23 protein-coding genes are annotated in these 23,869 nt (G+C 64.5%); 9 read left to right on the top strand and 14 right to left on the bottom strand.

The window, feature by feature from the left end:
* Positions 1–87: 87 nt before the first annotated feature.
* The 3 genes from AC56LK_RS21120 (at position 88) to AC56LK_RS21110 (ending at position 2,587) form a co-directional block, all read left to right on the top strand.
* Positions 88–1,233, top strand: a complete 1,146-nt coding sequence (locus tag AC56LK_RS21120) for a D-alanyl-D-alanine carboxypeptidase family protein (RefSeq protein WP_497186439.1) — start codon at positions 88–90, stop codon at positions 1,231–1,233.
* Between the two features lie 104 nt (positions 1,234–1,337).
* Positions 1,338–2,264: an aldo/keto reductase gene (locus AC56LK_RS21115; RefSeq protein WP_497186438.1), complete on the top strand. Its 927-nt coding sequence runs from the start codon at positions 1,338–1,340 to the stop codon at positions 2,262–2,264.
* Positions 2,265–2,275: 11 nt separating this feature from the next.
* Positions 2,276–2,587, top strand: a complete 312-nt coding sequence (locus AC56LK_RS21110) for a metal-sensitive transcriptional regulator (protein ID WP_436103895.1) — start codon at positions 2,276–2,278, stop codon at positions 2,585–2,587.
* On the opposite strand, the gene pssA is transcribed toward AC56LK_RS21110, so the two are convergent.
* A complete protein-coding gene (gene pssA / locus AC56LK_RS21105) occupies positions 2,588–3,376 on the bottom strand; it encodes a CDP-diacylglycerol--serine O-phosphatidyltransferase (RefSeq protein WP_497186437.1) in 789 nt (262 codons plus the stop codon).
* A 141-nt stretch (positions 3,377–3,517) separates the two neighbouring features.
* Between pssA and AC56LK_RS21100 the strand changes: the two genes are divergently transcribed.
* Together AC56LK_RS21100 and AC56LK_RS21095 are read left to right on the top strand one after the other, a co-directional pair.
* Positions 3,518–4,495 carry a CAP domain-containing protein gene (locus AC56LK_RS21100; RefSeq protein ID WP_497186436.1) on the top strand — a complete coding sequence of 326 codons (978 nt, stop codon included), beginning with the start codon at positions 3,518–3,520 and terminating at the stop codon, positions 4,493–4,495.
* A complete protein-coding gene (locus AC56LK_RS21095; protein ID WP_497186435.1) occupies positions 4,492–5,094 on the top strand; it encodes an Hpt domain-containing protein in 603 nt (200 codons plus the stop codon). The genes AC56LK_RS21100 and AC56LK_RS21095 overlap by 4 nt, the downstream gene beginning before the upstream one ends.
* On the opposite strand, the gene AC56LK_RS21090 is transcribed toward AC56LK_RS21095, so the two are convergent.
* From AC56LK_RS21090 to rpmH, 7 genes are all read right to left on the bottom strand, one after another.
* Complete coding sequence (locus AC56LK_RS21090; RefSeq protein ID WP_497186434.1) at positions 5,084–5,293, bottom strand: hypothetical protein; 210 nt, start codon at positions 5,291–5,293, stop codon at positions 5,084–5,086. The two genes, AC56LK_RS21095 and AC56LK_RS21090, sit on opposite strands and share 11 nt — an antisense overlap.
* Before the next feature lie 324 nt (positions 5,294–5,617).
* Complete coding sequence (locus AC56LK_RS21085) at positions 5,618–6,193, bottom strand: DUF1439 domain-containing protein (protein WP_497186433.1); 576 nt, start codon at positions 6,191–6,193, stop codon at positions 5,618–5,620.
* 77 nt (positions 6,194–6,270) lie between these two features.
* The gene (mnmE, locus tag AC56LK_RS21080) at positions 6,271–7,647 is read right to left on the bottom strand and encodes a tRNA uridine-5-carboxymethylaminomethyl(34) synthesis GTPase MnmE (RefSeq protein WP_497186432.1); all 1,377 of its coding nucleotides are present in this window, start codon (positions 7,645–7,647) and stop codon (positions 6,271–6,273) included.
* A 61-nt stretch (positions 7,648–7,708) separates the two neighbouring features.
* On the bottom strand, positions 7,709–9,352 hold the full coding sequence (yidC, locus tag AC56LK_RS21075; RefSeq protein ID WP_497186431.1) for a membrane protein insertase YidC: 1,644 nt from the start codon (positions 9,350–9,352) through the stop codon (positions 7,709–7,711).
* A 10-nt stretch (positions 9,353–9,362) separates the two neighbouring features.
* Positions 9,363–9,602 (bottom strand): membrane protein insertion efficiency factor YidD, encoded by a 240-nt coding sequence (yidD, locus tag AC56LK_RS21070; RefSeq protein WP_436103888.1) that lies wholly within the window; start codon positions 9,600–9,602, stop codon positions 9,363–9,365.
* Positions 9,599–10,000, bottom strand: a complete 402-nt coding sequence (rnpA, locus tag AC56LK_RS21065; RefSeq protein WP_497186430.1) for a ribonuclease P protein component — start codon at positions 9,998–10,000, stop codon at positions 9,599–9,601. The genes yidD and rnpA overlap by 4 nt, the downstream gene beginning before the upstream one ends.
* A 29-nt stretch (positions 10,001–10,029) precedes the next feature.
* Positions 10,030–10,164, bottom strand: a complete 135-nt coding sequence (gene rpmH / locus AC56LK_RS21060) for a 50S ribosomal protein L34 (RefSeq protein ID WP_040378179.1) — start codon at positions 10,162–10,164, stop codon at positions 10,030–10,032.
* 345 nt (positions 10,165–10,509) lie between these two features.
* Here rpmH and dnaA point away from each other — a divergent pair, with 345 nt between their 5' ends.
* From dnaA to gyrB, 3 genes are all read left to right on the top strand, one after another.
* Complete coding sequence (gene dnaA, locus AC56LK_RS21055; RefSeq protein ID WP_497186429.1) at positions 10,510–11,913, top strand: chromosomal replication initiator protein DnaA; 1,404 nt, start codon at positions 10,510–10,512, stop codon at positions 11,911–11,913.
* A 105-nt stretch (positions 11,914–12,018) separates the two neighbouring features.
* Positions 12,019–13,125, top strand: a complete 1,107-nt coding sequence (gene dnaN, locus AC56LK_RS21050) for a DNA polymerase III subunit beta (protein ID WP_497186428.1) — start codon at positions 12,019–12,021, stop codon at positions 13,123–13,125.
* A gap of 96 nt (positions 13,126–13,221) precedes the next feature.
* Positions 13,222–15,723, top strand: a complete 2,502-nt coding sequence (gene gyrB / locus AC56LK_RS21045; RefSeq protein WP_497186427.1) for a DNA topoisomerase (ATP-hydrolyzing) subunit B — start codon at positions 13,222–13,224, stop codon at positions 15,721–15,723.
* 86 nt (positions 15,724–15,809) lie between these two features.
* Here the strand turns inward: gyrB and AC56LK_RS21040 are convergent, their stop codons facing one another.
* A complete protein-coding gene (locus AC56LK_RS21040) occupies positions 15,810–17,096 on the bottom strand; it encodes an MFS transporter (RefSeq protein ID WP_497186426.1) in 1,287 nt (428 codons plus the stop codon).
* A gap of 324 nt (positions 17,097–17,420) precedes the next feature.
* On the opposite strand from AC56LK_RS21040, the gene AC56LK_RS21035 reads away from it, so the two are divergent.
* A complete protein-coding gene (locus tag AC56LK_RS21035; protein WP_497186425.1) occupies positions 17,421–17,870 on the top strand; it encodes an NMCC_0638 family (lipo)protein in 450 nt (149 codons plus the stop codon).
* A gap of 10 nt (positions 17,871–17,880) precedes the next feature.
* On the opposite strand, the gene AC56LK_RS21030 is transcribed toward AC56LK_RS21035, so the two are convergent.
* The 5 genes from AC56LK_RS21030 to infA all read right to left on the bottom strand — a co-directional run bounded on the left by AC56LK_RS21030 (position 17,881) and on the right by infA (position 23,671).
* A complete protein-coding gene (locus AC56LK_RS21030; protein WP_497186424.1) occupies positions 17,881–18,981 on the bottom strand; it encodes an NHL domain-containing protein in 1,101 nt (366 codons plus the stop codon).
* 103 nt (positions 18,982–19,084) lie between these two features.
* On the bottom strand, positions 19,085–20,713 hold the full coding sequence (locus AC56LK_RS21025; protein ID WP_497186423.1) for an ATP-binding domain-containing protein: 1,629 nt from the start codon (positions 20,711–20,713) through the stop codon (positions 19,085–19,087).
* 70 nt (positions 20,714–20,783) lie between these two features.
* Positions 20,784–22,007 carry an RNA-guided endonuclease InsQ/TnpB family protein gene (locus AC56LK_RS21020; protein WP_497186452.1) on the bottom strand — a complete coding sequence of 408 codons (1,224 nt, stop codon included), beginning with the start codon at positions 22,005–22,007 and terminating at the stop codon, positions 20,784–20,786.
* A gap of 140 nt (positions 22,008–22,147) precedes the next feature.
* Positions 22,148–23,329: a DesA family fatty acid desaturase gene (locus AC56LK_RS21015; protein WP_497186422.1), complete on the bottom strand. Its 1,182-nt coding sequence runs from the start codon at positions 23,327–23,329 to the stop codon at positions 22,148–22,150.
* Positions 23,330–23,404: 75 nt separating this feature from the next.
* The gene (gene infA / locus AC56LK_RS21010) at positions 23,405–23,671 is read right to left on the bottom strand and encodes a translation initiation factor IF-1 (RefSeq protein WP_436103876.1); all 267 of its coding nucleotides are present in this window, start codon (positions 23,669–23,671) and stop codon (positions 23,405–23,407) included.
* Positions 23,672–23,869: the final 198 nt, after the last annotated feature.

The raw sequence follows: 23,869 nt of genomic DNA, 5'->3' as shown, positions 1-23,869 counted from the left end.
GCAATAATTAGGCTCTTCTCTTGAGGCAATACCTGACGGTATTGCCTTGCGCACTTCCGCATTGGCATTTTTTACAGAGCGACTCCCATGAAAAAACTGTTAGCGGCCGTGGCCGCCAGCCTGCTGATGGCTTCGGCCAGCGCACAGACCGTCCCCGCGCCGACCGTTGCCGCCAAGTCCTGGCTCCTGCTCGACGCGACCAGCGGCCAGGTCATCGCGGCCCAAGACCCGCACGCCCGTATCGAACCGGCTTCGCTGACCAAGGTCATGACGGCCTACGTGACCTTCGCCGCGCTGCGCGACAAGCGCCTGACGCTGGACACCATGGTCAACGTCTCGACCCGCGCCTGGAAGGTCGACGCCAGCAGCTCGAAGATGTTCATCGATCCCAAGGTCCCGGTCTCGGTCAACGACCTGCTGCACGGCCTGATGATCCAGTCGGGTAACGACGCGGCGGTGGCGCTGGCGGAAGCCGTGGCCGGCGACGAAGGCACCTTCGTCACCCTGATGAACCGCGAAGCGCAGCGCCTGGGCATGAAGAACACGCGCTGGGCCAACCCGCACGGCCTGCCGGACGCGAACAACTACTCGACCGCGAGCGACCTGTCGATCATGGCGGCCAGCGTGATCCGCGACTTCCCTCAGTTCTACAAGATCGACTCGATCAAGCAGTTCACCTACAACAAGATCACCCAGCAGAACCGCAACCGCCTGCTGTGGCTGGACCCGACCGTGGACGGCATGAAGACCGGCCACACCGATTCCTCGGGCTACAGCATGATCGCCTCGGCGCGCCGCCCGAACGGCAACGCCGGCCAGCGCCGCCTGATCTCGGTGGTGCTGGGCACCGCTTCGGATGCGGTGCGCACCCAGGAGAGCCAGAAGCTGCTGAACTGGGGCTACCAGAACTTCGACACCGTCAAGCTGTACTCGAAGGGCCAGGCGGTATCGACCGTACCGGTGTGGAAGGGTTCGGAATCGACCGTGAAGATCGGCTTCAACCGCGACGTGCTGGTGACCGTGCCGAAGGGCGTGGCCGCGAAGATGAAGGCGGCCATCGATCGCAAGGATCCGCTGGTCGCGCCCCTGGCGCGCAATGCGCAGGTCGGGACGCTGAAGATCCTGGTCGACGGCAAGCCGATGGTCGCGCTGCCGCTGGTGACGCTGGACGAAGTGCCGGAAGCGAGCATCTTCGGGCGTGCCTGGGATTCGATGCGTCTCTGGATGCAGTGATCTCCTGACCGTTCCTGAAGCCCGCCCGTGCGCAAGCCGGGCGGGCTTTTTGTTTGTCCCCGCACCGCTATAATCGTCCCATCGACCCAACCGGACCCACCCCGATGACCTACCCGCTCCCCGCCGACCTGCACTGCCCCCGCATCGCCACGCGCGAGGGCGGCCCCGAACTGTCACGCATCGTGGCCGGCATGTGGCGCATGAACGAATGGGGCATGTCGGTCGGAGAGCGCGTGGCCTTCATCGAGCAGTGCGTCGAGCTCGGCGTCACTTCCTTCGACCATGCCGATATCTACGGCGACTACGGCGTCGAAGGCCTGTTCGGCGAGGCCCTGCGCGCCCAGCCTTCGCTGCGCCAGCGCATCGAGCTGGTGAGCAAGTGCGGCATCAAGCTGATCTCCGAAAAGCGTCCCCAGCACGGCATCCAGCATTACGACACCACGGCCGCCCACATCATCGCCTCCGCCGAGGAATCGCTGCGCCGGCTGGGGACGAGCCACCTCGACCTGCTGCTGATCCACCGCCCCGACCCGCTGATGGACTTCGACGAGGTCGCCGACGCCTTCACCCGCCTGCAGCAGAGCGGCAAGGTGCGCCACGTGGGCGTGTCGAACTTCACGCGCCACCAGTTCGAATGCCTGAACCACCGCGTGGCCCTGTCCACCAACCAGGTCGAGTTCTCGCCGATGTTCACGACGCCGATGTTCGACCAGACCTTCGACGGCATGCAGGACCTGCGCATCGCCCCGATGATCTGGTCGCCGCTGGGCGGCGGCCGCCTGTTCACCTCGAACGATGCCCATGCCGCCAATGTCCGCGCCGTGGTCCAGGAAATCGCCGAGCGCGTGCAGAAGCCCTTCGCCAGCGTGCTGTTCGCCTGGATCATGCAGCTCCCGAGCCGTCCGATCCCGCTCACCGGCACCGGACGCTTCGCGGCGATCCGCGAAGCGGTGGCGGGCGCCGGCTTCCAGCTCGAACGTGGCGACTGGTTCCGCATCCTGCGCGCCGCGCGCGGGCACGAAGTGGCCTGAAGGACAAGCACATGGCCGACACCCCGCTCAAGATCGTCGAGGGCAGCGCCCTCACCGCGCAGCAGAAGAAAGACCTGCTGAACCGGCTGGCGCGCATCGAGGGCCAGCTGCGCGGGGTGCAGAAGCTGGTCGCGCTGGCGGCCGGACCGTCGGACGTCGATGCCGTGGCCCAGCAAATGGCGGCGGCGCGCAAGGCGCTCGACCGCTCTTTCGTGCAGCTGCTGGCGGGCGCGATCCAGACCCAGACGGCGACGGCCGCCGATCTCGAGGAAGGCAAGGCACGCGCCGCCCACCTGGCGGCGATGCTCGATAAGTTCGCCTGATCAGTCTTCGTATACCACGGGCGGCGCGATGCCGCGCCAGCCGGTGCGCCAGGCGATATTCAGCAGCAGGGTCGCGCACACGTAGACCAGGAAGAACAGCACGAAGAAGCGCGTCTGCAGCACGGCCAGCAGCACCGCGCACACGGCCAGCAGCGCCAGCATCACCTTGCCGCGCGGGTGCTTCGAGCTCGGGAAGCGGATGGTCGACACCATCAGCGTCCCCACCACCAGCATCAGCGCCATGATCGCGAAACACTGCGCCATCGTGGTCGCCGGATCGGGCCAGGCCACCACCACCGAGGCCACGCAGGCCGCGCCGGCGGTGATCGGCATGCCGACGAAGTAGCGCGGGTCGGTGCGGCCCACCATGACGTTGAAACGCGCCAGGCGCAAGGCGCCGCAGGCGACGAACACGAAGCAGGCCAGGCCGCCCATGCGCACCAGGGTCGGGTGGGCGGCACTCTGCTGCGCGAAACCGTAGCAATACAACAGGAGGCCTGGCGCGCAGCCGAAGTTCATCACATCGGCGATCGAGTCGAGCTGCACGCCGAAGCTGGACTGGGTCTTGGTGAGCCGCGCGACAAAACCATCGAGCGCATCGAACACGCCGGCCAGCACCAGCAGGATCGCCGCCAGGCGGTAATCGGCGGGCGCGCCGACGTGGGCGTTGTCCACCGAGATCACGATGCTGCCGAAGCCGCAGGCGATCGACAACAGCGTCACGAAGCTGGGCAGGGCGAACTTGGCGCGTGCAAGGTGCTCGCGGCTGGTGCGTTTGGTCGATGACAATTGAAGGCTCGGCAAGAAGATCGATGCCATATTCTACAGGGAGCGAAATAAGCCGGCCGTCGCGCAACACCGGGCTCGGCATCTGCCTCTTTTTTGCTCTAGAATGTCGCTTCGTTTCACAGTCTTGACAGGAGTTGCAACATGAGCTATACGCCCCGCTGGCGTTCCCTCATCGCCGCACTGGTGGCCGCGTCTACCCTGGCCGCCTGCGGCGGTGGCGGCGACAGCACGAGTAGTGGCGGCGCCGCCGCGTCCTCGGCCTCGGTCGTCCCACCGGCCAGCACCCCGAGCACCGTGCCGGATGCCTCCGCACCGACGGCGACGAACGACATCGCCGTCGATGGCCGCAACTGGATCAACTACCGCCGCGCCCAGGCCGGCGTGCCGACGGTGACCGAGAACGTGCTGATCAACCGCGCGGCGCTGGGTCACTCCGAGTACCTGCGCACCAATAACCTGATGAGCCACGACCAGGTCGCGGGCAAGCAGGGCTTCACCGGCGCCACGCTGAAGGACCGCCTGAACGCGGCCGGCTATACCATCCCGGCCACCGGCTATGCCTATGGCGAAGTGATCTCGGCCGCGACCAACGGCACCGGCTTCTACATGGCCGAAGAACTGATCACCGCGATCTATCACCGCTTCGTGATGTTCGAGCCGAAGTTCCGCGAGCTCGGCACCGGCGCCGCCATCAATTCCTCGAACCGGTATCACTACTTCACCGCCGACTTCGCAACCCGCGGCGGCTTCGGCCCGGGCATCGCCGCCAACACCGTCGTGACCTGGCCCTTCAACGGCCAGACCGGCGTGGTGCCGAACTTCCTGAGCGACACCGAGGAACCGGATCCGGTCGCGGGCATCAACGATGTGGGCTACCCGGTCAGCGTGCACGCGAACATCGACGCCCCGGTGACGATGCAGACCTTCACCATCCGTCCGCGCGGCGGCGCCAACCTGGTGGTGCAGGTGGTGAATTCGTCGGCCACCGCATCGCAGCGCACCGCGATCGCGATCGTCCCGCTGGCGCCGCTGAAGGCCGCCACCACCTATGAGGTGAGTTTCGCCGGCACGGTGAACGGCGCCCCGGTGACCCGGGACTGGTCGTTCACGACGCGGTGAACCCGCTTTCCGCCTCAGCCGGCCCAGATCCGGAGCCGGCGCTCGATCCCGCCGCCGGCCTCGAGCGGATGATGGGCGACCGCGCGATGTACCTGCGCGTCCTCGCCCGTTTCCGTTCCGACTACGCCGGCAACGTGGCGCGCCTGCGCGCCGCCGTCGCCGCCGGCGACACCCCGCTGGCACACCGCATCGCCCATACCCTCAAGGGCGCGGCAGCGATGATCGAAGCGCGCGGCCTGCGCGCGCTGGCGGTGGACGTCGAACAGCTGCTGCGCGCCGGCGCACCGGCCGGTCCCCGGCTGCTCGACCGGCTGGAAGCGGAACTGGCGCGGGTGATCGCGCAGGCGGACAGCCTGATCGCGGCGCCCGCAGCAAACATCCCCCTGGAAGAAGTGGCCGCACTGGCCGAGAGCGATCTCGCGCAACTGCGCATGCTGCTCGACCTCGGCGACAGCGGTGCACAGGATTTCATGGCGGAGAAGCGCGCCGGACTGCGCACCCGCCTGGGTGCGGCGCGCATGGCGGAACTGGAAGCGGCGCTGAGGGCCTACGATTACGAAGGGGCGCTGTCCGTGCTGGACGCCCGGTCTAGCGTGTAAATTCCGCTTCCTCGTCGAACGAATCGGCGCAGGTCTTGCCGCAGAAACGGCGCACGCTGTCGAGCGGTTTCTCGCAATACCAACAAGAACCTTTCGCAGGCAGGCTCGCTCGCGACGGCATGCCGGTGCTCACTACCGCGGCAAGCACTGGCTCGCTTGCCAGCCCGTTGTCCGGAAAACTTTCCTGTGTCGTTTCCAAGATCCACCCCCTACACGACAAACTGAAGTCCAACCAAGATTACTTCAGCGGAATATCGTGCCCATGAGAAACCTCAAGCGCGGACCGTGGCGCATGCGCGCCACGGCAGTTCAGTGCCATTCCACTTCGCAGTGTGCGCCGAATGGACTGGCTCTGCAATCCTCGACCCGCCCGTAGGGATTGTCGATGCAACCTGCGCACAACACCTGTCCAAGGAGCTGCACTGTATTTCGCCAGCGCCAGCCACTACACGCAAAAATAATATCCCATTGCTAATTTTTTTGTACGCATTCCGCGTGTGCGTGGCGCGAAAGCGACTGCGGGCTATTTCGCCGGCTCCAGCGTCACCAGCAAACCAGAACGTGTGGTTTCGATACGCGTCGGGATGTACTGAACGCCGGCATACCGCAGGTCGCCCGGGTTGAAGGTGTAGACCGGCGTGTCGCGCACGACGGTGTCGATGAGGGAACTGGCCAGGCGTGCGATCTGGCGCTCGGCCTCGGGATTGGCGCCGATCGTCACGCGGTCGACGCGCGGTTCGGCCATCATCACGGCCGGGCGGCCGGGATCGACGTAGAGGCGGCCCGAGAAGGCCAGGCTGCCGCTCCAGGTATCGCGCGCGAAGGGCGGCGATACCGAGGCGTCCAGCGCCAGCGCGACCCGGCCGGGCTCCTGCTGGAGCGACAGCATCGGGCGCTGCAGGCGGATATCGAACAGGCCCATCAGGGGGTGGCTGAGGGGGAAGCGGCGCTCCAGGCCGGCCTGCAGCTTGTGCAGGGGGATCTCGACCTTGCGCGGGCCGCTCAGGCTGGCGCAGGAGGACAGCAGGACGCAGGCGGCCAATAGCGCGCCTGCATGTACCAGCCGGCGCTGCCGCTTGAAACCGTGAGTGATCGCCATCCTGCCTGCCCTCCTGTCCAGTCTGTAGGGTTTAGCCTAGCATGCCGGCACGCATCCTGCCGTGACGGTAGGGATTGCTACTTGCCGATGCAGAAGCGGCTGAAAATCACCCCCAGCAGATCGTCCGGCGTGAACTGCCCGGTAATGCTCGACAGCTGGTCCTGCGCCAGGCGCAGCTCCTCGGCGAACAGGTCGAGCGACTGGTCGTCCTGCATCGCGTGCTGGCGCGCCAGCTCCAGGTGCTCGCGCGCGGCGCGCAGCGCGATCAGGTGGCGTTCGCGCGCCAGGTACAGCGATTCGCCGGTCTGCTGCCAGCCGGCGATGCGCAGCAGCTCGGTGCGCAGCAGGTCGATGCCGAGCTTTTCGTTGGCCGACAGGTAGAGGTGGGTCGCATCGGGCGACTCGTCCATCGACGGCTTGTGGCCGGACAGGTCGATCTTGTTCCAGATGCGCAGCACCGGCACGCCCTGCGGGAAGGCGGCGGCGATCTTCTCGTCCTCCGCGCTCGGCCCCAGGTTGGCGTCCAGCAGGTGCAGGATCACGTCGGCCTTGCCGACTTCGCCCCAGGTGCGCTCGATGCCGATGCGCTCGACCACGTCGATGTCGTCGATCGTGCGGATGCCGGCGGTGTCGATGATGTTGAGCGGGATGCCTTCGATCTGGATGGTCTCGGTGACCTTGTCGCGCGTGGTGCCGGCGATCGGCGTGACGATCGCGACGTCGGCGCCGGCCAGGGCGTTCAGCAGCGAGGACTTGCCGACGTTCGGCTGGCCCACCAGCACGACGTTCAGGCCTTCGCGCAGCAATGCGCCTTGCGCCGCCTGGCGGAACACGTTCTCGAGCGCCTCGATGATGCCGGCCAGCTGGCCGCGCGCATTCGATTTTTCGAGGAAGTCGATTTCCTCTTCCGGGAAGTCGAGGGTAGCCTCGACCAGCATGCGCAAATTTGTGGTCTGGTCGACCAGCGTGTGCACCACCTGGGAGAAGGCCCCCGACAGCGACTGCGAGGCGGACTTCGCCGCCGCTTCGGTGGAGGCGTCGATCAGGTCGGCCACCGCCTCGGCCTGGGCCAGGTCGAGCTTGTCGTTCAAGAAGGCGCGGCGGGTGAATTCGCCGGGTTCGGCCAGGCGCAGGCCGAACGGCGCACCCGCCTCCAGCACACGCGCGAGCAGCATCTGCAGCACGACCGGGCCGCCGTGGCCCTGCAGTTCGAGCACGTCTTCGCCGGTGTAGGAATGCGGACCCCTGAAGTACAGGGCCAGCCCCTCGTCGATCACGTCGCCGTTGGCGGCCCTGAACGGGATGTAGGTGGCGTGGCGGGGGCTGAGCTTCACACCGGGGAACAGGGCGTCGATCAGGTCGGGCAGCGATTTGCCGGAGGCGCGCACGACGCCGATGCCGCCGCGGCCGGGGGCGGTGGCGATGGCGGCGATGGGGGAGGTGTCGAGTTTCATGGGGAGGATTGTAAGTAAAAAGCCCGCGACATGCGCGGGCTTTCAGAGGAAGCGGGAAGGCTTACTTCGCCGTGCCGCCTTCGAACTTCTTGGTGATGACCCACTGCTGCGCGATCGACAGGATGTTGTTGACCACCCAGTACAGCACCAGTCCCGACGGGAAGAAGAAGAACACCACCGAGAACGCCAGCGGCATGAACAGCATCATCTTCGCCTGCACCGGGTCGGTCGGCTGCGGGTTCAGCTTGGTGGTGATGTACATCGACACCGCGTAGACGACCGGCAGGATGAAGTAAGGGTCGGGCTGGGTCAGGTCGTCGATCCACAGGATCCACGGCGCGCCGCGCATTTCGACCGACGCCTGCAGCACCCAGTACAGGGCGAAGAACACCGGCATCTGCACCAGGATCGGCAGGCAGCCGCCCAGCGGGTTGATCTTCTCGGTCTTGTACAGCTCCATGGTGGCCTGCTGCATCTTCTGCGGATCGTTCTTGTAGCGCTCGCGGATCGCCTGCATCTTCGGCGTCACCACACGCATCTTGGCCATGCTGCGGTAGCCGGCCGCCGACAGCGGGAAGAAGGCCAGCTTGATCAGGACGGTCAGGGCGACGATGGTCCAGCCCCAGTTACCCAGCAGCGAGTGCAGGTGGGTCATCACCCAGAAGATCGGCTTGGCGATGATGGTCAGCATGCCGTAGTCCTTGACCAGTTCCAGGCCAGGGGCGATGGTTTCCAGGGTTTGCTCGTCCTGCGGGCCCGAATACAGGCGGGTGTCGTTCGACACGGTGGCGCCCGGCGCCACCGTGCCGAGCGGCTGCACGGTGCCGATGGCATACAGGTTGGTCGCGATCTTCTTGGTGAAGATCTCGCGCTGCGCCTTGTCGGCCGGGATGAAGGCCGACACGAAGAAGTGCTGCGAGATCGCGATCCAGCCGTTGTTGGCCTTCTTCGAGTGCTGGGCGCTGCCCTCTTCGATTTCTTCGAAGGTCAGCTTCTGGTACTTGTCTTCGTCGGTGAACAGGGTCGGGCCGGTGTAGCTCGGCATGAAGAACGAATCGGTCGGCGGCTTGTTGCCGTCATGCTGGAGCTGGAGGTACAGCGAGGGCTGCACCGGTGCCGCGGTCAGGTTGGTCACATCGTGACGGATGCCGATGGTGTAGTCGCCCTTGCGGAAGGTGAAGGTCTTGGTCAGGCGCACACCGCCCTGCTCCGCATCCAGCACCAGCTGCACGGTGCCGTCGGCGCCGCGCGTGAGCGGACGGGCCACGAAAGGCGTCGCGTGGTTCGGCATGACGCCGGCCGGGGTCGAGCCGACCAGGCCGGTCTGGCCGAGGTAGGTGTTGTTGCCGCCCACGTTGAACAGCACCTTGTTCTTGGTCTTGTCGATTTCGTCGGCGAAGTGCAGCAGCTCGAGGCGCTTGATGACGCCGCCGAGGGTGTCGATGTCGGCCTTCACCACGTCGGTGGCGATGGTGATGCGCTGGGTCGCCGGTGCTGCAGGCGCGGCGCCGGGCACGGCGGCGGCGCCTGCCTGGGCGGCGGCCGGCACGTCGTTCGGCTTGGCCTGCTGCTGCGCCACCTGGGCGCTAGGGGGGGCCGGCGAGAACAGCGACTGTTTACCGTTGGCCACCATCCAGTTGTTCCAGAGAACAATCAGGGAAATGGCGAACACGATCCACAAGACGGTACGTTTATTGAGTTCCATTGGAGTCTAGTCAGGAGTGTTTACAACCGCGAGCGGCTGGTGGAGGGACGAAATCGACCCCGCCCGGGTTCCACGGATGGCAGCGGCACACGCGGCGCGCGGCCAGCAGCGAGCCGCGGGCGGCGCCGTGCACGCGCAGCGCTTCGATCGCGTAATTGGAGCAGGTCGGATAAAAACGGCATTTCTGCCCGAGCAGCGGGGACAGCAGCAGCTGGTAGCCGCGAAGGAACCAGACCAGCAGCGTCTTCATGGCGATGGCGGGGGCGTACTGGCCCGGCGCGGGCGCTGCGAGGCGAACAGGCGGGTGAGCTCGGCGCGCAGCTCGGCCTTCAGGGCGCGCGTGGTGGCCGGCCCGTCCTTGCTGTTGACCGGCCGTGACAGGCGCACGATGCAGTCGAAAGGCTGCAGTTCGCTGGTGCGGAACAGCTCGCGCGTGACGCGCTTGATCGTGTTGCGGGTGACGGCGCGCGGTGCGAAACGCTTGGCCGCAACGACGCCCAGCCGCGCATGCGGCAGGGAATTGGGTCGGGTATAGAGCACGAAATGCGCGGATTTTTGCGCCGGCCGCAAACGAAAAACGGATGAAAACTCATCCGTTTTAACGATACGCCGAACGCGCGCGAAGTCGTGCGAACCTTCGCCTGTCATACCGACCGCGTCGATCTGGTCTAAGAAACTTAGACAGCCAGGCGCTTGCGGCCCTTGGCGCGGCGTGCGTTCAGGACTTGACGGCCACCACGGGTAGCCATACGTGCGCGGAAGCCGTGCGTGCGCTTGCGACGGACGACGGAAGGTTGGTAAGTACGTTTCATGGTGGTCTCGCTTAAAGCAAAAGAAAGTGCAAAATCGGGTCTGACGTCGTGTCAGGATTCGTCGCCAATGACAGTTCGCAGATGGTTAAGCCAGCGTCACGCCTTAGCAGATACTCATTTTCGCCAGCGCAGCTTCACGCCGATTTATCAGCTTGACAGGGTGCACGGACGGGGAACCCTGAATTAGACTCGATTTTCGGTCCAGCTGTCAAGAATGCTGTTGTTTCCTGATGAGCTCCCCTGTGCTGCAAAAAGCGCGGCGACGGTTGAAAATAGTGGGCCCAACCTGTGGATAACTTCGGCCGAGACAGGTAAAATAGCGTGTTACGTATCAACTAGCGAAGTATGGAAAATTTTTGGCAGACCTGTTCCGCGCAGCTGGAACTCGAGCTGACTCCGCAGCAATACAGTGCGTGGATCAAATCGCTCGTCGTCCTCGATTACGAGGAAGGCAAGCTGCGCATCGCCGCACCGAACCGGTTCAAGCTCGACTGGGTCAAGACCCAGTTCGCCACCCGCATCACCGAGCTCGCCTGCCAGTACTGGGAAGCGCCGGTGGAAGTGCAGTTCGTGCTCGACCCGAAGAACAATCCGGCCAAGAAGCCGGCGGGCCCCGCATCGACCGGCGCGGGCACTGCCAACGGCGGCGCGATCAACTTCGATGCGCCGCGCCAGCCGGAAGCGCCGACCCAGGGGAACGTGAACATCGCCAACTCGCCCAAGCGCGAGCAGAGCCGGATCAACACCGACCTCACCTTCGACAGCTTCGTCACCGGTAAGGCCAACCAGCTGGCGCGCGCCGCAGCGATCCAGGTCGCCAACAACCCGGGCATCTCGTACAACCCGCTGTTCTTCTACGGCGGCGTCGGCCTCGGTAAGACCCACCTGATCCATGCGATCGGCAACCAGGTCATGGCCGACAACCCGAACGCGCGCATCCGCTACATCCACGCCGAGCAGTACGTGCGCGACGTCGTCACCGCCTACCAGCGCAAGGGCTTCGACGACTTCAAGCATTACTACCATTCGCTCGACATGCTCCTGATCGACGATATTCAATTCTTCGGCGGCAAGAGCCGCACGCAGGAAGAGTTCTTCTATGCCTTCGAAGCCCTGATCGCCGCCAAGAAGCAGATCATCATCACGTCGGATACCTATCCGAAAGAGATCACCGGCATGGACGACCGCCTGATCTCGCGCTTCGACTCCGGCCTGACGGTGGCGATCGAGCCGCCGGAGCTGGAAATGCGCGTGGCGATTTTGCTGAAAAAAGCGCAGTCCGAAAACGTGACCCTGTCGGACGATGTCGCCTTCTTCGTGGCCAAGCACCTGCGCTCGAACGTGCGCGAACTGGAAGGCGCGCTGCGCAAGATCCTGGCCTACTCGCGCTTCCACGGCAAGGACATCACCATCGACGTGGTGAAGGAAGCCCTGAAGGACCTGCTGTCGGTGCAGAACCGCCAGATCTCGGTGGAGAACATCCAGAAGACGGTCGCGGACTTCTTCAACATCAAGGTGGCGGACATGTACTCCAAGCGCCGCCCGGCGAACATCGCCCGCCCGCGCCAGATCGCCATGTACCTGGCCAAGGAACTGACCCAGAAGAGCCTGCCGGAGATCGGCGAGCTGTTCGGCGGCCGCGACCACACGACCGTGCTGCACGCGGTGCGCAAGATCGCGGCGGACCGCCAGAAGAACGCCGAATGCAACCACGAGCTGCACGTGCTGGAGCAGACGCTGAAGGGCTAACCGATTATGCCGGCCGGGTTATGCGCCGACGTTTGTGTTCTCTCCCGGCAATTGGCAAAATAGTGTAGTAGCAATAAATACATTAATAATTATTTGAGGATATCTATGCAACTGGTCAAAACCACCCGAGACACGCTTCTCCGGCCACTGCAGATCGTGAGCGGTATTGTCGAGCGTCGGCACACTATGCCGATTCTGGCCAATATCCTCATTCGCAAGGACGGTGAAAGCGTCTCGTTCCTCTCGACCGACACCGAAGTGCAGATCACCACGCTCGCCAACATCGGCTCGGGCGATGACGTGACCGGCACCACGGTGGCGGCCCGCAAGCTGCTCGACATCCTGCGCGCGCTGCCGGAGTCGGGCGACGTTACCATGACCCTGCAGAACAAGCGCCTGGCCGTCCAGAGCGGCAAGTCGCGCTTCGCCCTGCAGACCCTGGCCGCGGAAGAATTCCCGACCGTGTCGGTGGCCGACACCTACAACGCCTCGGTGACCCTGCCGCAGAAGACGCTGAAGCACCTGTTCAACATGGTGCATTTCTCGATGGCCCAGCAGGACATCCGCTACTACCTGAACGGCCTGCTGCTGGTGCTGGACGGCCAGAACATCATCGCCGTGGCGACCGACGGCCACCGCCTGGCCTTCTGCCAGGTGGAGACCGAGCAGTCCTTCGAGCGCCAGGAAGTGATCATCCCGCGCAAGACCATCATCGAACTGCAGCGCCTGCTGGAAGAAAGCGACGAGGAAGTGCGCCTGGACATCGCCGCCTCGCAGGTGAAGCTGACCTTCGCCGACATCGAGCTGGTCTCGAAGCTGGTCGAGGGCAAGTTCCCTGACTACACCCGCGTGATCCCGAAGGGTTACAAGAACGAGTTCACGATCGGCCGCGATGAGCTGCTGCGTTCGCTACAGCGCGCTGCGATCATGACCAGCGACAAATTCAAGGGCGTGCGCTGCATCATCGAGCCGGGCGTCATGAAGATCAGCTCGACCAACGCCGACCAGGAAGAGGCGGTCGAAGAACTCGAGATCGACTACGGCGGCGACACCATCGACATCGGCTTCAACGTGACCTACCTGCTCGACGTGCTGAACAACCTCAAGTGCGACCAGGTGAACATCGCGCTGGGCGATTCGAACTCGTCGGCACTGATCTCGATTCCCCACAATGGCGACTTCAAGTATGTCGTCATGCCGATGCGTATCTGAGCTAAAGAATAGTACTCACCGCCACGCCGGCCCAGGCCGGCGTGGCGGCACGGGCTGCAAGCAGCCTTGGATTACCCGTTTTATAGAAAGCAGTCCATGTCCGAGAATACCCAACCAGAAATGACCCCCGTCCCTAAAGCGGACGACTACGGCGCGTCCTCGATCCAGATCCTGGAAGGCCTGGAAGCGGTGCGCAAGCGTCCGGGCATGTACATTGGCGACACCTCGGACGGCACCGGCCTGCACCACCTGGTGTTCGAGGTGCTCGACAACTCGATCGACGAGGCCCTGGCCGGCTACTGCACCGAGATCCACGTCACGATCCACTCCGACAATTCGATCTCGATCACCGACAACGGCCGCGGCATCCCGACCGGCGTCAAGATGGACGACAAGCACGAGCCAAAGCGCTCGGCGACCGAGATCGCCCTGACCGAACTGCATGCCGGCGGCAAGTTCAACCAGAACTCCTACAAGGTGTCCGGCGGCCTGCACGGCGTGGGCGTCTCGTGCGTGAACGCGCTGTCGAAGCTGCTGCGCGTGACCGTGCGCCAAAAAGGCAAGGTGCACCAGCTGGAATTCGTGCGCGGCGTCCCGATCGACCGCCTGATCGAGGTCGTCGACGGCGTCGAAGTCTCCCCGATGAAGGTGATCGGCGAGACCGACAAGCGCGGCACCGAGGTGCACTTCTGGGCCGACGAAGAAATCTTCACCCACGTCGAATTCCACTACGAGATCCTGTCGAAGCGTATCCGCGAACTCTCGTTCCTGAACAACGGCGTCAATATCAAGCTGAGCGACCACCGCAGCGGCAAGGAAGAAGTGTTCGCCTTCGAAGGCGGCACCCGCGGCTTCGTGGAGTACATCAACAAGGCCAAGACCGTCCTGCACCCGACCGTGTTCCAGGCCACCGGCGACCGCCTGTCGGACCAGGGCACCAACATTTCGGTGGACGTGTCGATGCAGTGGAACGACGCCTACAACGAACAGGTGCTGTGCTTCACCAACAACATCCCGCAGCGCGACGGCGGCACCCACCTGACCGGCCTGCGTGCGGCGATGACGCGCGTGATCAACAAGTACATCGACGAGAACGACTTCGCCAAGAAGGCGAAGGTCGAGATCTCGGGCGACGACATGCGCGAAGGCCTGACCTGCGTGCTGTCGGTGAAGGTGCCGGAGCCGAAGTTCTCGTCGCAGACCAAGGACAAGCTGGTGTCGTCGGAAGTGCGCGGCCCGGTGGAAGAAATCGTCGCCAAGACGCTGACCGACTTCCTGATGGAGAAGCCGAACGACGCCAAGATCATCTGCGGCAAGATCGTCGAAGCGGCCCGTGCGCGCGAAGCGGCACGCAAGGCGCGCGACCTGACCCGCCGCAAGGGCGTGATGGACGGCCTGGGCCTGTCCTCGAAGCTGGCCGACTGCCAGGAACGCGACCCGGCGCTGGCCGAGCTGTACATCGTCGAGGGTGACTCCGCAGGCGGCTCCGCCAAGCAGGGCCGCGACCGCAAGTTCCAGGCCATCCTGCCGCTGCGCGGCAAGGTGCTGAACGTGGAAAAGGCGCGCTTCGAAAAGATGCTGTCGTCGGAGCAGATCACCACCCTGATCGCGACCCTCGGCACCTCGATCGGCCCGGACGAATTCAACGTCGACAAACTGCGCTACCACCGCATCATCATCATGACCGACGCAGACGTCGACGGCGCCCACATCCGTACCCTGCTGCTGACCCTATTCTACCGCCAGATGCCGCAGCTGGTGGAACGCGGCCACATCTACATCGCCCAGCCGCCGCTGTACAAGGTGAAGTCCGGCCGCGACGAACGCTACCTGAAGGACGACGTCGAGGAAGCGAGCTACATGATGACAGTTGCGCTGAACACCGCCTCGCTGATCCCGCGCGAAGGCGCCGAGCCGATCACCGGCGAAGGCCTGAGCGCGCTGGTGCAGCAGTACAACCTGGCCAACGCCATCATGATGCGCCTGACCCGCGTGATCGACCGCGCGGCGCTGACCGCGATCATGAGCGGCGTGACGCTGCAAATGACCACGCTGGAAGACGCCGCGGCTTCGGCCAAGGCGATGGAAGCGGCGATCAACGATCCGGCGGTGAAGGTTGTGGTGCGTTCGGACGAGCTGTCGGAAAAGCACGCGCTGCGCATCGAGCGCATGCGCCACGGTAACGTGAACGTCACCTCGATCGACGCCGACTTCGTGCAGAGCAACGACTACGCCGTGCTGGCCAATGCTGCTGCCACCTTCCAGGGCCTGATGGGCGAAGGCGCCATCATGCGCCGCGGCGAAGGCGAGAAGATGAAGGAATTCGCGGTGCGCGGCTTCCACGAAGCCATGATCTGGTTGCGTGAAGAAGCGGAACGCGGCGTGTCGAAGCAGCGTTACAAGGGTCTGGGCGAGATGAATCCGGAGCAGCTGTGGGAGACCACGATGGATCCGACCGTGCGCCGCCTGCTGAAGGTGCAGATCGAGGATGCGATTGCGGCGGACCAGATCTTTACCACGCTGATGGGTGATGAAGTGGAGCCGCGTCGTAACTTCATCGAGGCCAATGCGCTGCGGGCGGGGAATATCGACGTCTAAGCGTTCTTCGCTTTACGTTAAAACGGCCTCTTACGAGGCCGTTTTTATTTTCAAGCGCTTCATGACCGATCAGAAGCGAAAGTCGCTCATTCCTGCTCGGGGATCGGCCTGACAACCAGGAACTGGTAGGACATCGCACCGATGAAAGCGATGCCCGCCCCCGTCAGCAAGGCAGGTACAAAGGACCAGCTTTGCGCGATATAGCCGGTGAAGATCGGTGCCAGCGCACTACCGATGAATCCACCGAAGTTCTGGATCGCCCCGAGCGAAGCCACGCGGCTGCGCGGCGCCACTGCGGTAACCAGCGACCACGAACAGGCCGACGCCGCGTTGGCCAGAAAGATCACGACCGAGATGCAGGCGATGGCCGCGGTATTGCTCTCGACGAGGGCAGCCGGAATCGTGAACGCCACCATGCCCAGCATCGCCAGCACCACCGCCGTGCGGCGGCCCAATACCGTCGACGCCGCACGGCGGGTAATCCGGTCAGAAGCCCAACCTGCCACCAGGGCGCCGGCGAAGCCGCACAGGAAGGGGATCGTGGCTGCGATTCCGACGTAGGCCACGTCCATGTGGCGTTCGGTCCGCAGGTAACCCGGCAGCCAGGTGAGGAAGACCCAGTTCAGATAAACCGAGCCAAAGAATCCGAGCATCATGCCCCAGGTAGCGCGCTGGCGGAACAGCGCGCGCCAGGCCGCGAAATCCGTTGTCGGCGCGGGCTCTAGGCTCTGCCCTTCGTCCAGGTAGGCACGCTCGGCCTCGGACAGTTGTTCGCGCACCGGGTCGCGATACAGCATCACCCAGACAACGGCCGCGACGATGCCGAGCGCACCGGTGACGAAGAATGCCCAATGCCAGCTGGTCGCGGCAATCAGCGGGGAGAGGCACAGTGGCGCGAGCGCAAAGCCCAGTGGCGATGCCGAGTTGTAGATCCCCGTCGGCGTACCGCGCGACCTGATCGGGAACCAGTTGCTCACCACCCGTGCTGCCGCCGGGAACTGCGGCGCCTCGCCGATACCGAGCACGACCCGTGCGAGCACGAACCAGCCAAAGGTCGATACCAGCCCGCCCGCGGCTTGCGCCAGTGACCACAGGACTAGGCCCGCGCCAAGCAGCCAACGCGGCCCGATCTTGTCGACCAGCGCGCCGACTGGAAGCTGACAGAGCGCATAGCTCCAGGAGAAGGCCGAAAGCAGCAGACCCATTTGCCCGAGCGAGAGGTCGAGGTCGGCCCGGATGAACTCATTGGCGACGGCCAGGGTGGCGCGGTCGAGGTAGTTGATGACGCCGGTAATCACCAGCAGTACAAGGGCCAGGGTTTGGCGGCGACGGATCCGTGGAGGAGTCAGTCCAGTAGCAGAGAGATCGTTCATCTCGAGATGCTACCAAACGAAATTGATAACGGGAAAGATATTCTCATCGCTAGACGATGAGTTGCGCGATTCAAACGTGGAGCTCAATTCCTTTTCAGTCGGAAAATCCAGCTTCTTGTAGACGCGTGCCATGTGGTACATCCTCGCGTACGTTTGCCTTAGGCAACCCGTGATTTCAGGGCTGAGTTGCTATAGTAAGACGTACCAGAAACCAGCCGGAGCACGAAACCTATGCGACTTCTTCGTCAAGCCGCCACTATCCTGGGAGGAACCTTGCTATCGTCAATCGCTATTGCGGCGCCTGAACAGCAGGCCGCCGCCTTCATGGATATCTATTCCAAGCATTGCCTGAAGTACCTGCACGACTTCGACGGCCTGCGCAACGAGCTGAAGGCGTTTCCCCAGCTGCCTGCGGAAGCCGCAGCCATGTTCCTGCAGGGCGCCAAGGGCAATGCCTGGTCCGTGCCGAGCCAGCACGGCCAGTTCATCCTGGTCGTCCATTCAGACAAGAATTTGTGCGCGCTGTACGCCAAGACAGTGCCGGCCACCACGGTCCAGGCCATGTTCGAAAAGACGGTGGGCAAGGCCCCGGAACCCTTCCGCAGCGAGCGCAAGCGTAATACCTCGGACAAGGGCCCCGACGGCGTCAAGAGCACCGTTGCCTATGAATGGACCACCGATAAATCGCCGCGCAAGCCGCTGTTCGCGCTCACCACCACGACCAGCAAGAACAGCGTGGCGCAGGGCGTCGCCACCGCAGCCATCGGCAAATAACTCGACTGGCTTAGGGCAACTTGATCTTGATGATCGCGTTACCCGAGGTCGCGTACAAGTTGCCCTTGCCGTCGTTGGTGATGCCCCGGATGGCCGCCAGGCTGCCCGGCAGGTTCCCCGCCTGCAGCGCCGTGGCGCGCGTGGTGCCGGCGATCGTCGTCACCACGCCGGCCGGGGTGATCTTGCGCACCAGGTTGTTGACTGCGTCGGCCGCATAGACATTGCCTTGCGGGTCGACCGTCAGCGCCACCACGTCTTCGAAGCTGGCCGCGGCTCCCGTTCCGTTCGCCGCACCGCGAGCGCCGCCGGCCGTGCCGGCAAGCGGCGTAAGGACATTCATGGTGGCGATCGTGGCATTGTTGGTCCGGCTGATCCTGCGCTGCAAATCGAACACATAGACGTTGTTGCTGCTGTCGGTCGCCACCCCACGCGCCTCGGCGATGCGCGTGCCGAACAGGTCCTGTATCACCTCCACGCCCTCCAGCATGGCCGTGCCGCCAGACACGATGCGGCGTGTGCTGAAGCCATTCGTGACCAGCAAATGGCCGCGTGCGTCGACCGCGATCCCTCTGGCGGCAATCGCCATCATGCTGCGGCTGTCGACGTTGGGGCCGACCGGAATGGTGGCCACGGTGCCCACCTGGCCGCTGCCGGCCACGCTGCGGATGCGCAAGGCGTCGGTGACGAAAAGGGTGCCGCTGCCGTCGATCGCCAGCGCAGTGGGATCGGCGAAGCGTGCGCGGTCGCCGGCTCCGTCGATGATGGCGTTGTTCGGGTTGGCGGCGCCGGCCAGGGTAGTGACGACGCCGGCCGGCGTGATCTTGCGGATCGTTTGATTGCCGGTGTCGGCCACGTACAGGTTGCCGGCGGCGTCGATGGCGATGCCGCGCGGATCATTGAAACGTGCCGCATCAGCGGTGGCATTGGTGCTGCCGGTTTCGGTAGCGCTGCCCGCGACGATGCTGATGGCGGCCTGCGACGGCGGCGGCTTGTCGTCGCCGTCGTCCGCCGGCGGATGGTCGCCGCAGGCGGCCAGCAGCAGCATGGCCGCGGATGCACATACCAGGCGCAGGCGCCTGCGCGCCGCGGTGTTGACTTCGTGCTTCTTCATGAACGCCTCTCCGAGAGTCCGATCAGCAGATGCTAGCACGCGCCCGCGGCCCCGCTGCAGGGATTCGTCATGAGCCTTGCATGAAATGCGTTGTCGGCCGCCGTCACATCCGGTCCAGGATCTGCACCGATGCGCGCTCGCTCATCACCAGCACGAGTTTCAGGCGCGCGCGTGTCATGCCGACGAACAGTTTCCTCAGCGTCAGCTCGTCCATCTCTTCGAAATCGATCTCGGTGAAGATCAGCGCCGGCGCCGATTGTCCCTTGAAGCGGTACACCGATTCCGCCAGCAGCCCGCCCTCGCGGAACACCGGGTTGCCAAACAGGTCGTAGGCACCGGTGAAGGAGCGCAGCGTGTGGGCGTCGCTCAGTTTGTCCAGTTTGAGGATGGCCGATTTTTCGCGCCCGCGGAAGGAGCAGATCGCGATGTCCTGACGCTGGAAGCCGGCGGCCAGGCAGGTCGTGACGGCGCGCCGGGTCTGCCCCAGCATCGCCTCGGTATCGCCTTCAGGGTAGGTCAGCTCCTCGATGTCGGCGCCCTTGAAAGGGCTGCCCGCCTCCACCGGCTGGCTCACCGCGCCGATGGAACTGAGCATCTGCACGATCTGGCGCGGGCTGCGGTAGTTGGTGTTCGAGTGCAGCACCACCCAGGCCGGTAGCGGCACGCTCTCCTTGCCGTACAGGTTCTGGTCCGGGTCTTCCAGCCAGATGGCGCGCCCGCCTTCCCTCAGCATGCGCAGCACGATGTCGCGCCAGGTGGCCGAGAAGTCCTGGCCCTCGTCGACGATGACGACGTCGTACTGCCAGGTCTCGGGCAGGTCGGCCGAAGCCAGGGAGCCTTCGATCTCGGCCCAGACCGTGGGCGAGCCGTAGTCGGGCGTCCTGCCCTGGGCACGCAGCCAGGCGTCGCACAGTTCATGGAAGTTGGCGACGCGCCCGCCCGCCGGCACCAGGCGCTCGATGTGGTCGGCCAGCGGGCGGTTGAAGCAGACATAGAGCGGGCGCAGGCCGGCGTCGATGGCGGCCGTGTATTCGGCCAGCGCCAGCTGGGTCTTGCCGCTGCCGGCAGTGCCCATCACGCGCAGGCGGTAAGGCGTAACCTCGAGGCGCCGCGCCCAGGTCGCGAGGCCGCCCGACAGGCGCGTCACCATCTGGGTGGCGCAGCCGATCATCGAGCTCGGGTCGGGGCGCAGGCTCAGGGTGTCGCCGAGGTAGCGCGTGACCCGGTCGAAGTCCTCGGTGCGCGGCGTCAGCGGCAGGATCTCGCGGATCTTCGCGCCCAGCTGGCCCTTGGTGGTGGCGTCGATGATGTGGCTGGGGTCGATGCCGGCCTGCTGCGGGTCCTTGACGATGTAGTCGGGGCAGTACAGCAGGTAGTCGATCGACAGCTCGCCCTGGTAGCGCTTGGCGAAGCCTTCGATGGTGTGCAGGATCTGGTGGCGGATCTTGCGCGGCTTGCCCTGGTAGTTCTTCACCAGGCCGTCGCGGCTCTCGTTCAGGAAGCCGGCGATCTGCTCGATCAGCAGCAGCCTGCCGTTCGGCGCCAGGATGATGAAGTCGATGTCGCCGTAGGCCGAGAACCCGTGTTCGACATTGGTCCAGTGGACGCCGTGGTAGATCTCGTAGGGGGTGTCGGACAGGCGCTTCTCGAGCAGCGCCAGGGTTTCGATTTCACGCGCGGCGGCACCGGTGACGGACATCTCGCGCCAGCCGGCAGGATGGATATGGGCCATGGATCGTCGCTCAGCTGTTTTTAGAATAGCAACATTTTGACATCCTCCCCTCCCTAATGGAAGCGGATTCCTACTGCGCTGTGCGATTCGTTGCCAGTCGCTTCGGTGGTTCCTGCTTCATCGAGCGGCCCAGCTGCGCCGTCTCTCCACAGGCTAGCAAGCGGTGCCCCCGCTCAAGTACGTTCATTGCGCCGACTACGTCGGCGTTGTTAGCGTAGCCACAGCCGATACACAGGAACTGGGCCTGCGTGCGCCGGTTGTCCGGCGAGACATACCCGCATTGCGGACAGGTCTGGCTCGTATGGTGCGGCGGCACCGCAAACAGCAGGCCGTCGTTCCATGCCATCTTGTATTCCAGCTGGCGACGGAATTCATACCAGCCCTGATCCAGGATGGCGCGGTTCAGGGCAGTCTTCTGCTTCACGTTCCTGCCAGGCCGTGAGGCCGTACCGCGCGCCGATTTTGCCATGTTCCTGACCTGCAGGTCCTCGATGCACACGAGCGCGTGGTTTTTGCTGATCGTGGTGGTGGCCTTGTGCAGGAAGTCGCGGCGAACGTTTGCGATGCGGGCGTGCAGCTTCTGGACACGAGCCTGTACCTTTTTCCAGTTGCTGCTGAATTTCACCTTGCGGCGTAGGCGTCTCTGATAACGCGCCAGACGCTGCTTGTGCCTTTTGAAGCTGTTGATCGGTTCTATAAAACTGCCGTCGCTGAAGGTGGCGAAACGGACAATGCCAACGTCAATGCCGATGGCACCCGTCGATGCCGGTACGGGCTGGGCGACATCGCGTTGTGTCTGGATTGACACGTACCACCTGCCGGCTGACAGGCTGAGAGTCACATTACGCACCTCGCCCTGCACGTTGCGGCTCTTGCGGTAGCGCAGCCAGCCGAGCTTGGGTAGGAAAATACGACCGTTGCCTTGATCGAGTTTGATTTGTTTCGGATCTGGGTAGCGGAAGCGGTCGTGCCGTCCTCTTTGCTTGAACCTTGGAAAACCGGCGCGTTGTTCGAAGAAATTGGTGTATGCCCGCTCCAGGTCTTTCAAGGCCTGCTGCAGCGGCTGGGCCGGCGCCTCAGCCAGCCAAGCGGTCTCTGGGTCGTGGCGCCAAGCGGTGAGTTGGCGGCACAGGCCGGCGTAGCCAAGCTTCGGCAACGCGACTGCGTGGCGCTCCTGCTGCAGCGCCAGCGCCTTGTTGAACACGAAGCGGCAGCAGCCGGCGAAGCAGAGCATGAGGCGCGACTGTTCGCCAGTTGGCATCAGTTCATACTTGAAGGCTTGTAGGTGCCGCATGCCCTCAAGCCTGGCCGTCTTGCCAATGCGCGCCATGATTTGCGCCAATGGTGCGCGCGTCCGCGCGATCCTTCCCCCGCCCTGAAGAAAGATGCATGCCGCGCACCTCAGTAAAGCCGGTCACGTTTGCTATCGCTGAATTACGAATAGCTCTTTAATTCGGCGGCGAACGAACGCACCTGTGCGCAGCTGTCGGCAGCCGCCCGTGCGCACCATGCGCTCAAGGCCTCCTGCAGCTGCTCCTCGCTGGCCAGCGAGCGCTGCCACAGCTGCGCCAACTGCTCGCGCAGGGCCTGCACCCGGCGCAGGGAATCGCTGGCGGCCAGCACGCCGCCCAGCCGTCCTTGTTCGTCGCCGTCCAGGTAGCCCGGGTCGCGCATCAGGAGGCGCAGGACGGTTTTCCGGTCGATCCCGGCGCCGAGCGGGATGGCGCGGAGTTCGCGCCGCCACACCGGCTTGAGCCGCGCATTCAGCGCCGCCATCACGCGTGCGCGATTCGCTAGCACGGCGCGCAGGGTCATGGCATCGACTTCGGCGTGGCGGTAGCGGATGCCGGGTGCTGCCGGCAGCGGCCGCGCCTTCGCCAGCCGCAACCATTCCAGCATCCGGATGTACATCCAGCCGATGTCGAACTCATACCACTTCACCGACATCTTGGCCGAGCAGGCGAAGGTATGGTGGTTGTTGTGCAGCTCTTCGCCGCCGATCAGCAGGCCGAAGGGCAGAATGTTGGTCGCCGCTTCCGGGCAGTCGAAGTTGCGGTAGCCGATGGCATGGCCGGCGCCGTTGATCACGCCCGCCGCCAGCACGGGAATCCACAGCATCTGGATGCCCCAGACCGACAGGCCGATGACGCCGAACAGCAGCACGTCGATGATCAGGAGCAGGCCCACGCCCTGCCACGTAAAGCGGCTGTACAGGCGGCGTTCGATCCAGTCGTCCGGGCAGCCTGCCGCGTAACGCGCAATCGCTTCGTGATCATTGCTGGCGCTGCGATAAAGTTCCGCACCGCGCAGCAGCACGGTGCGCAGACCCACCTGGCGCGGGCTGTGCGGGTCGCCCTCGCGTTCGCAGTGCGCGTGGTGACGGCGGTGGATGGCGACCCATTCGCGCGTCACCATGCCGGTGGTCAGCCACAGCCAGAAGCGGAAGAAATGGGAGATGACGGGGTGGAGCGAGAGGGCGCGGTGCGCCTGGTGGCGGTGAAGGTAGACGGTCACGGCGACGATGGTCACGTGCGTCGTCAGCAGCGTGGTGGCCACGATACCGGATGCCGGAGCCCCTGTCAGGCCATCGGCCAGGAAAAACAGTAGCTGGTCCATCGCGTGCTCCCGTCGTCAGGTAGGCATACCGGAGTATGAACCCTTCCTGACGGCGGCGCGCACGCCTGCCCGGTATTAACGGCGGCGCGGAGGCGCGCGGCGTGGTGCGGCCGGGCCGCGCGTTTCGATGTGGCGGAACACGATCCGGCCCTTGGTCAGGTCGTAGGGCGACAGCTCGAGCGTCACGCGGTCGCCGGCCAGGATACGGATGTGGTTTTTCTTCATGCGGCCGGCGGTGTACGCGATCATCTTGTGTCCGTTGTCGAGGTCGACGCGGAAACGCAGTTCGGGCAGCACTTCGCAGACAAGGCCGTTCATTTCGATCAGTTCTTCTTTTGCCATGGTGGCTCCTGGAAAGGGTGCGTCCCGGCGCAGCGGGTCGACAGTGGGGAGGGAGTCGCGGCATGTCGCCACGTGTGGGGAGCCCGGCCTGGGACAGCCAGGAGGGGAAGAAGAAAAAAGCCCGCTCATGCGGATCCATTTTCTGGCGTGACCGGTATGTCGCCTTGCACCTGCACGGGCACAGCGAGGCAACCGGAA

The organism is Telluria sp. ZB4P36 (assembly GCF_059685865.1).
Note: the sequence above shows the minus strand (reverse complement) of the source record. Positions and strands in the feature narration are given on the sequence as shown.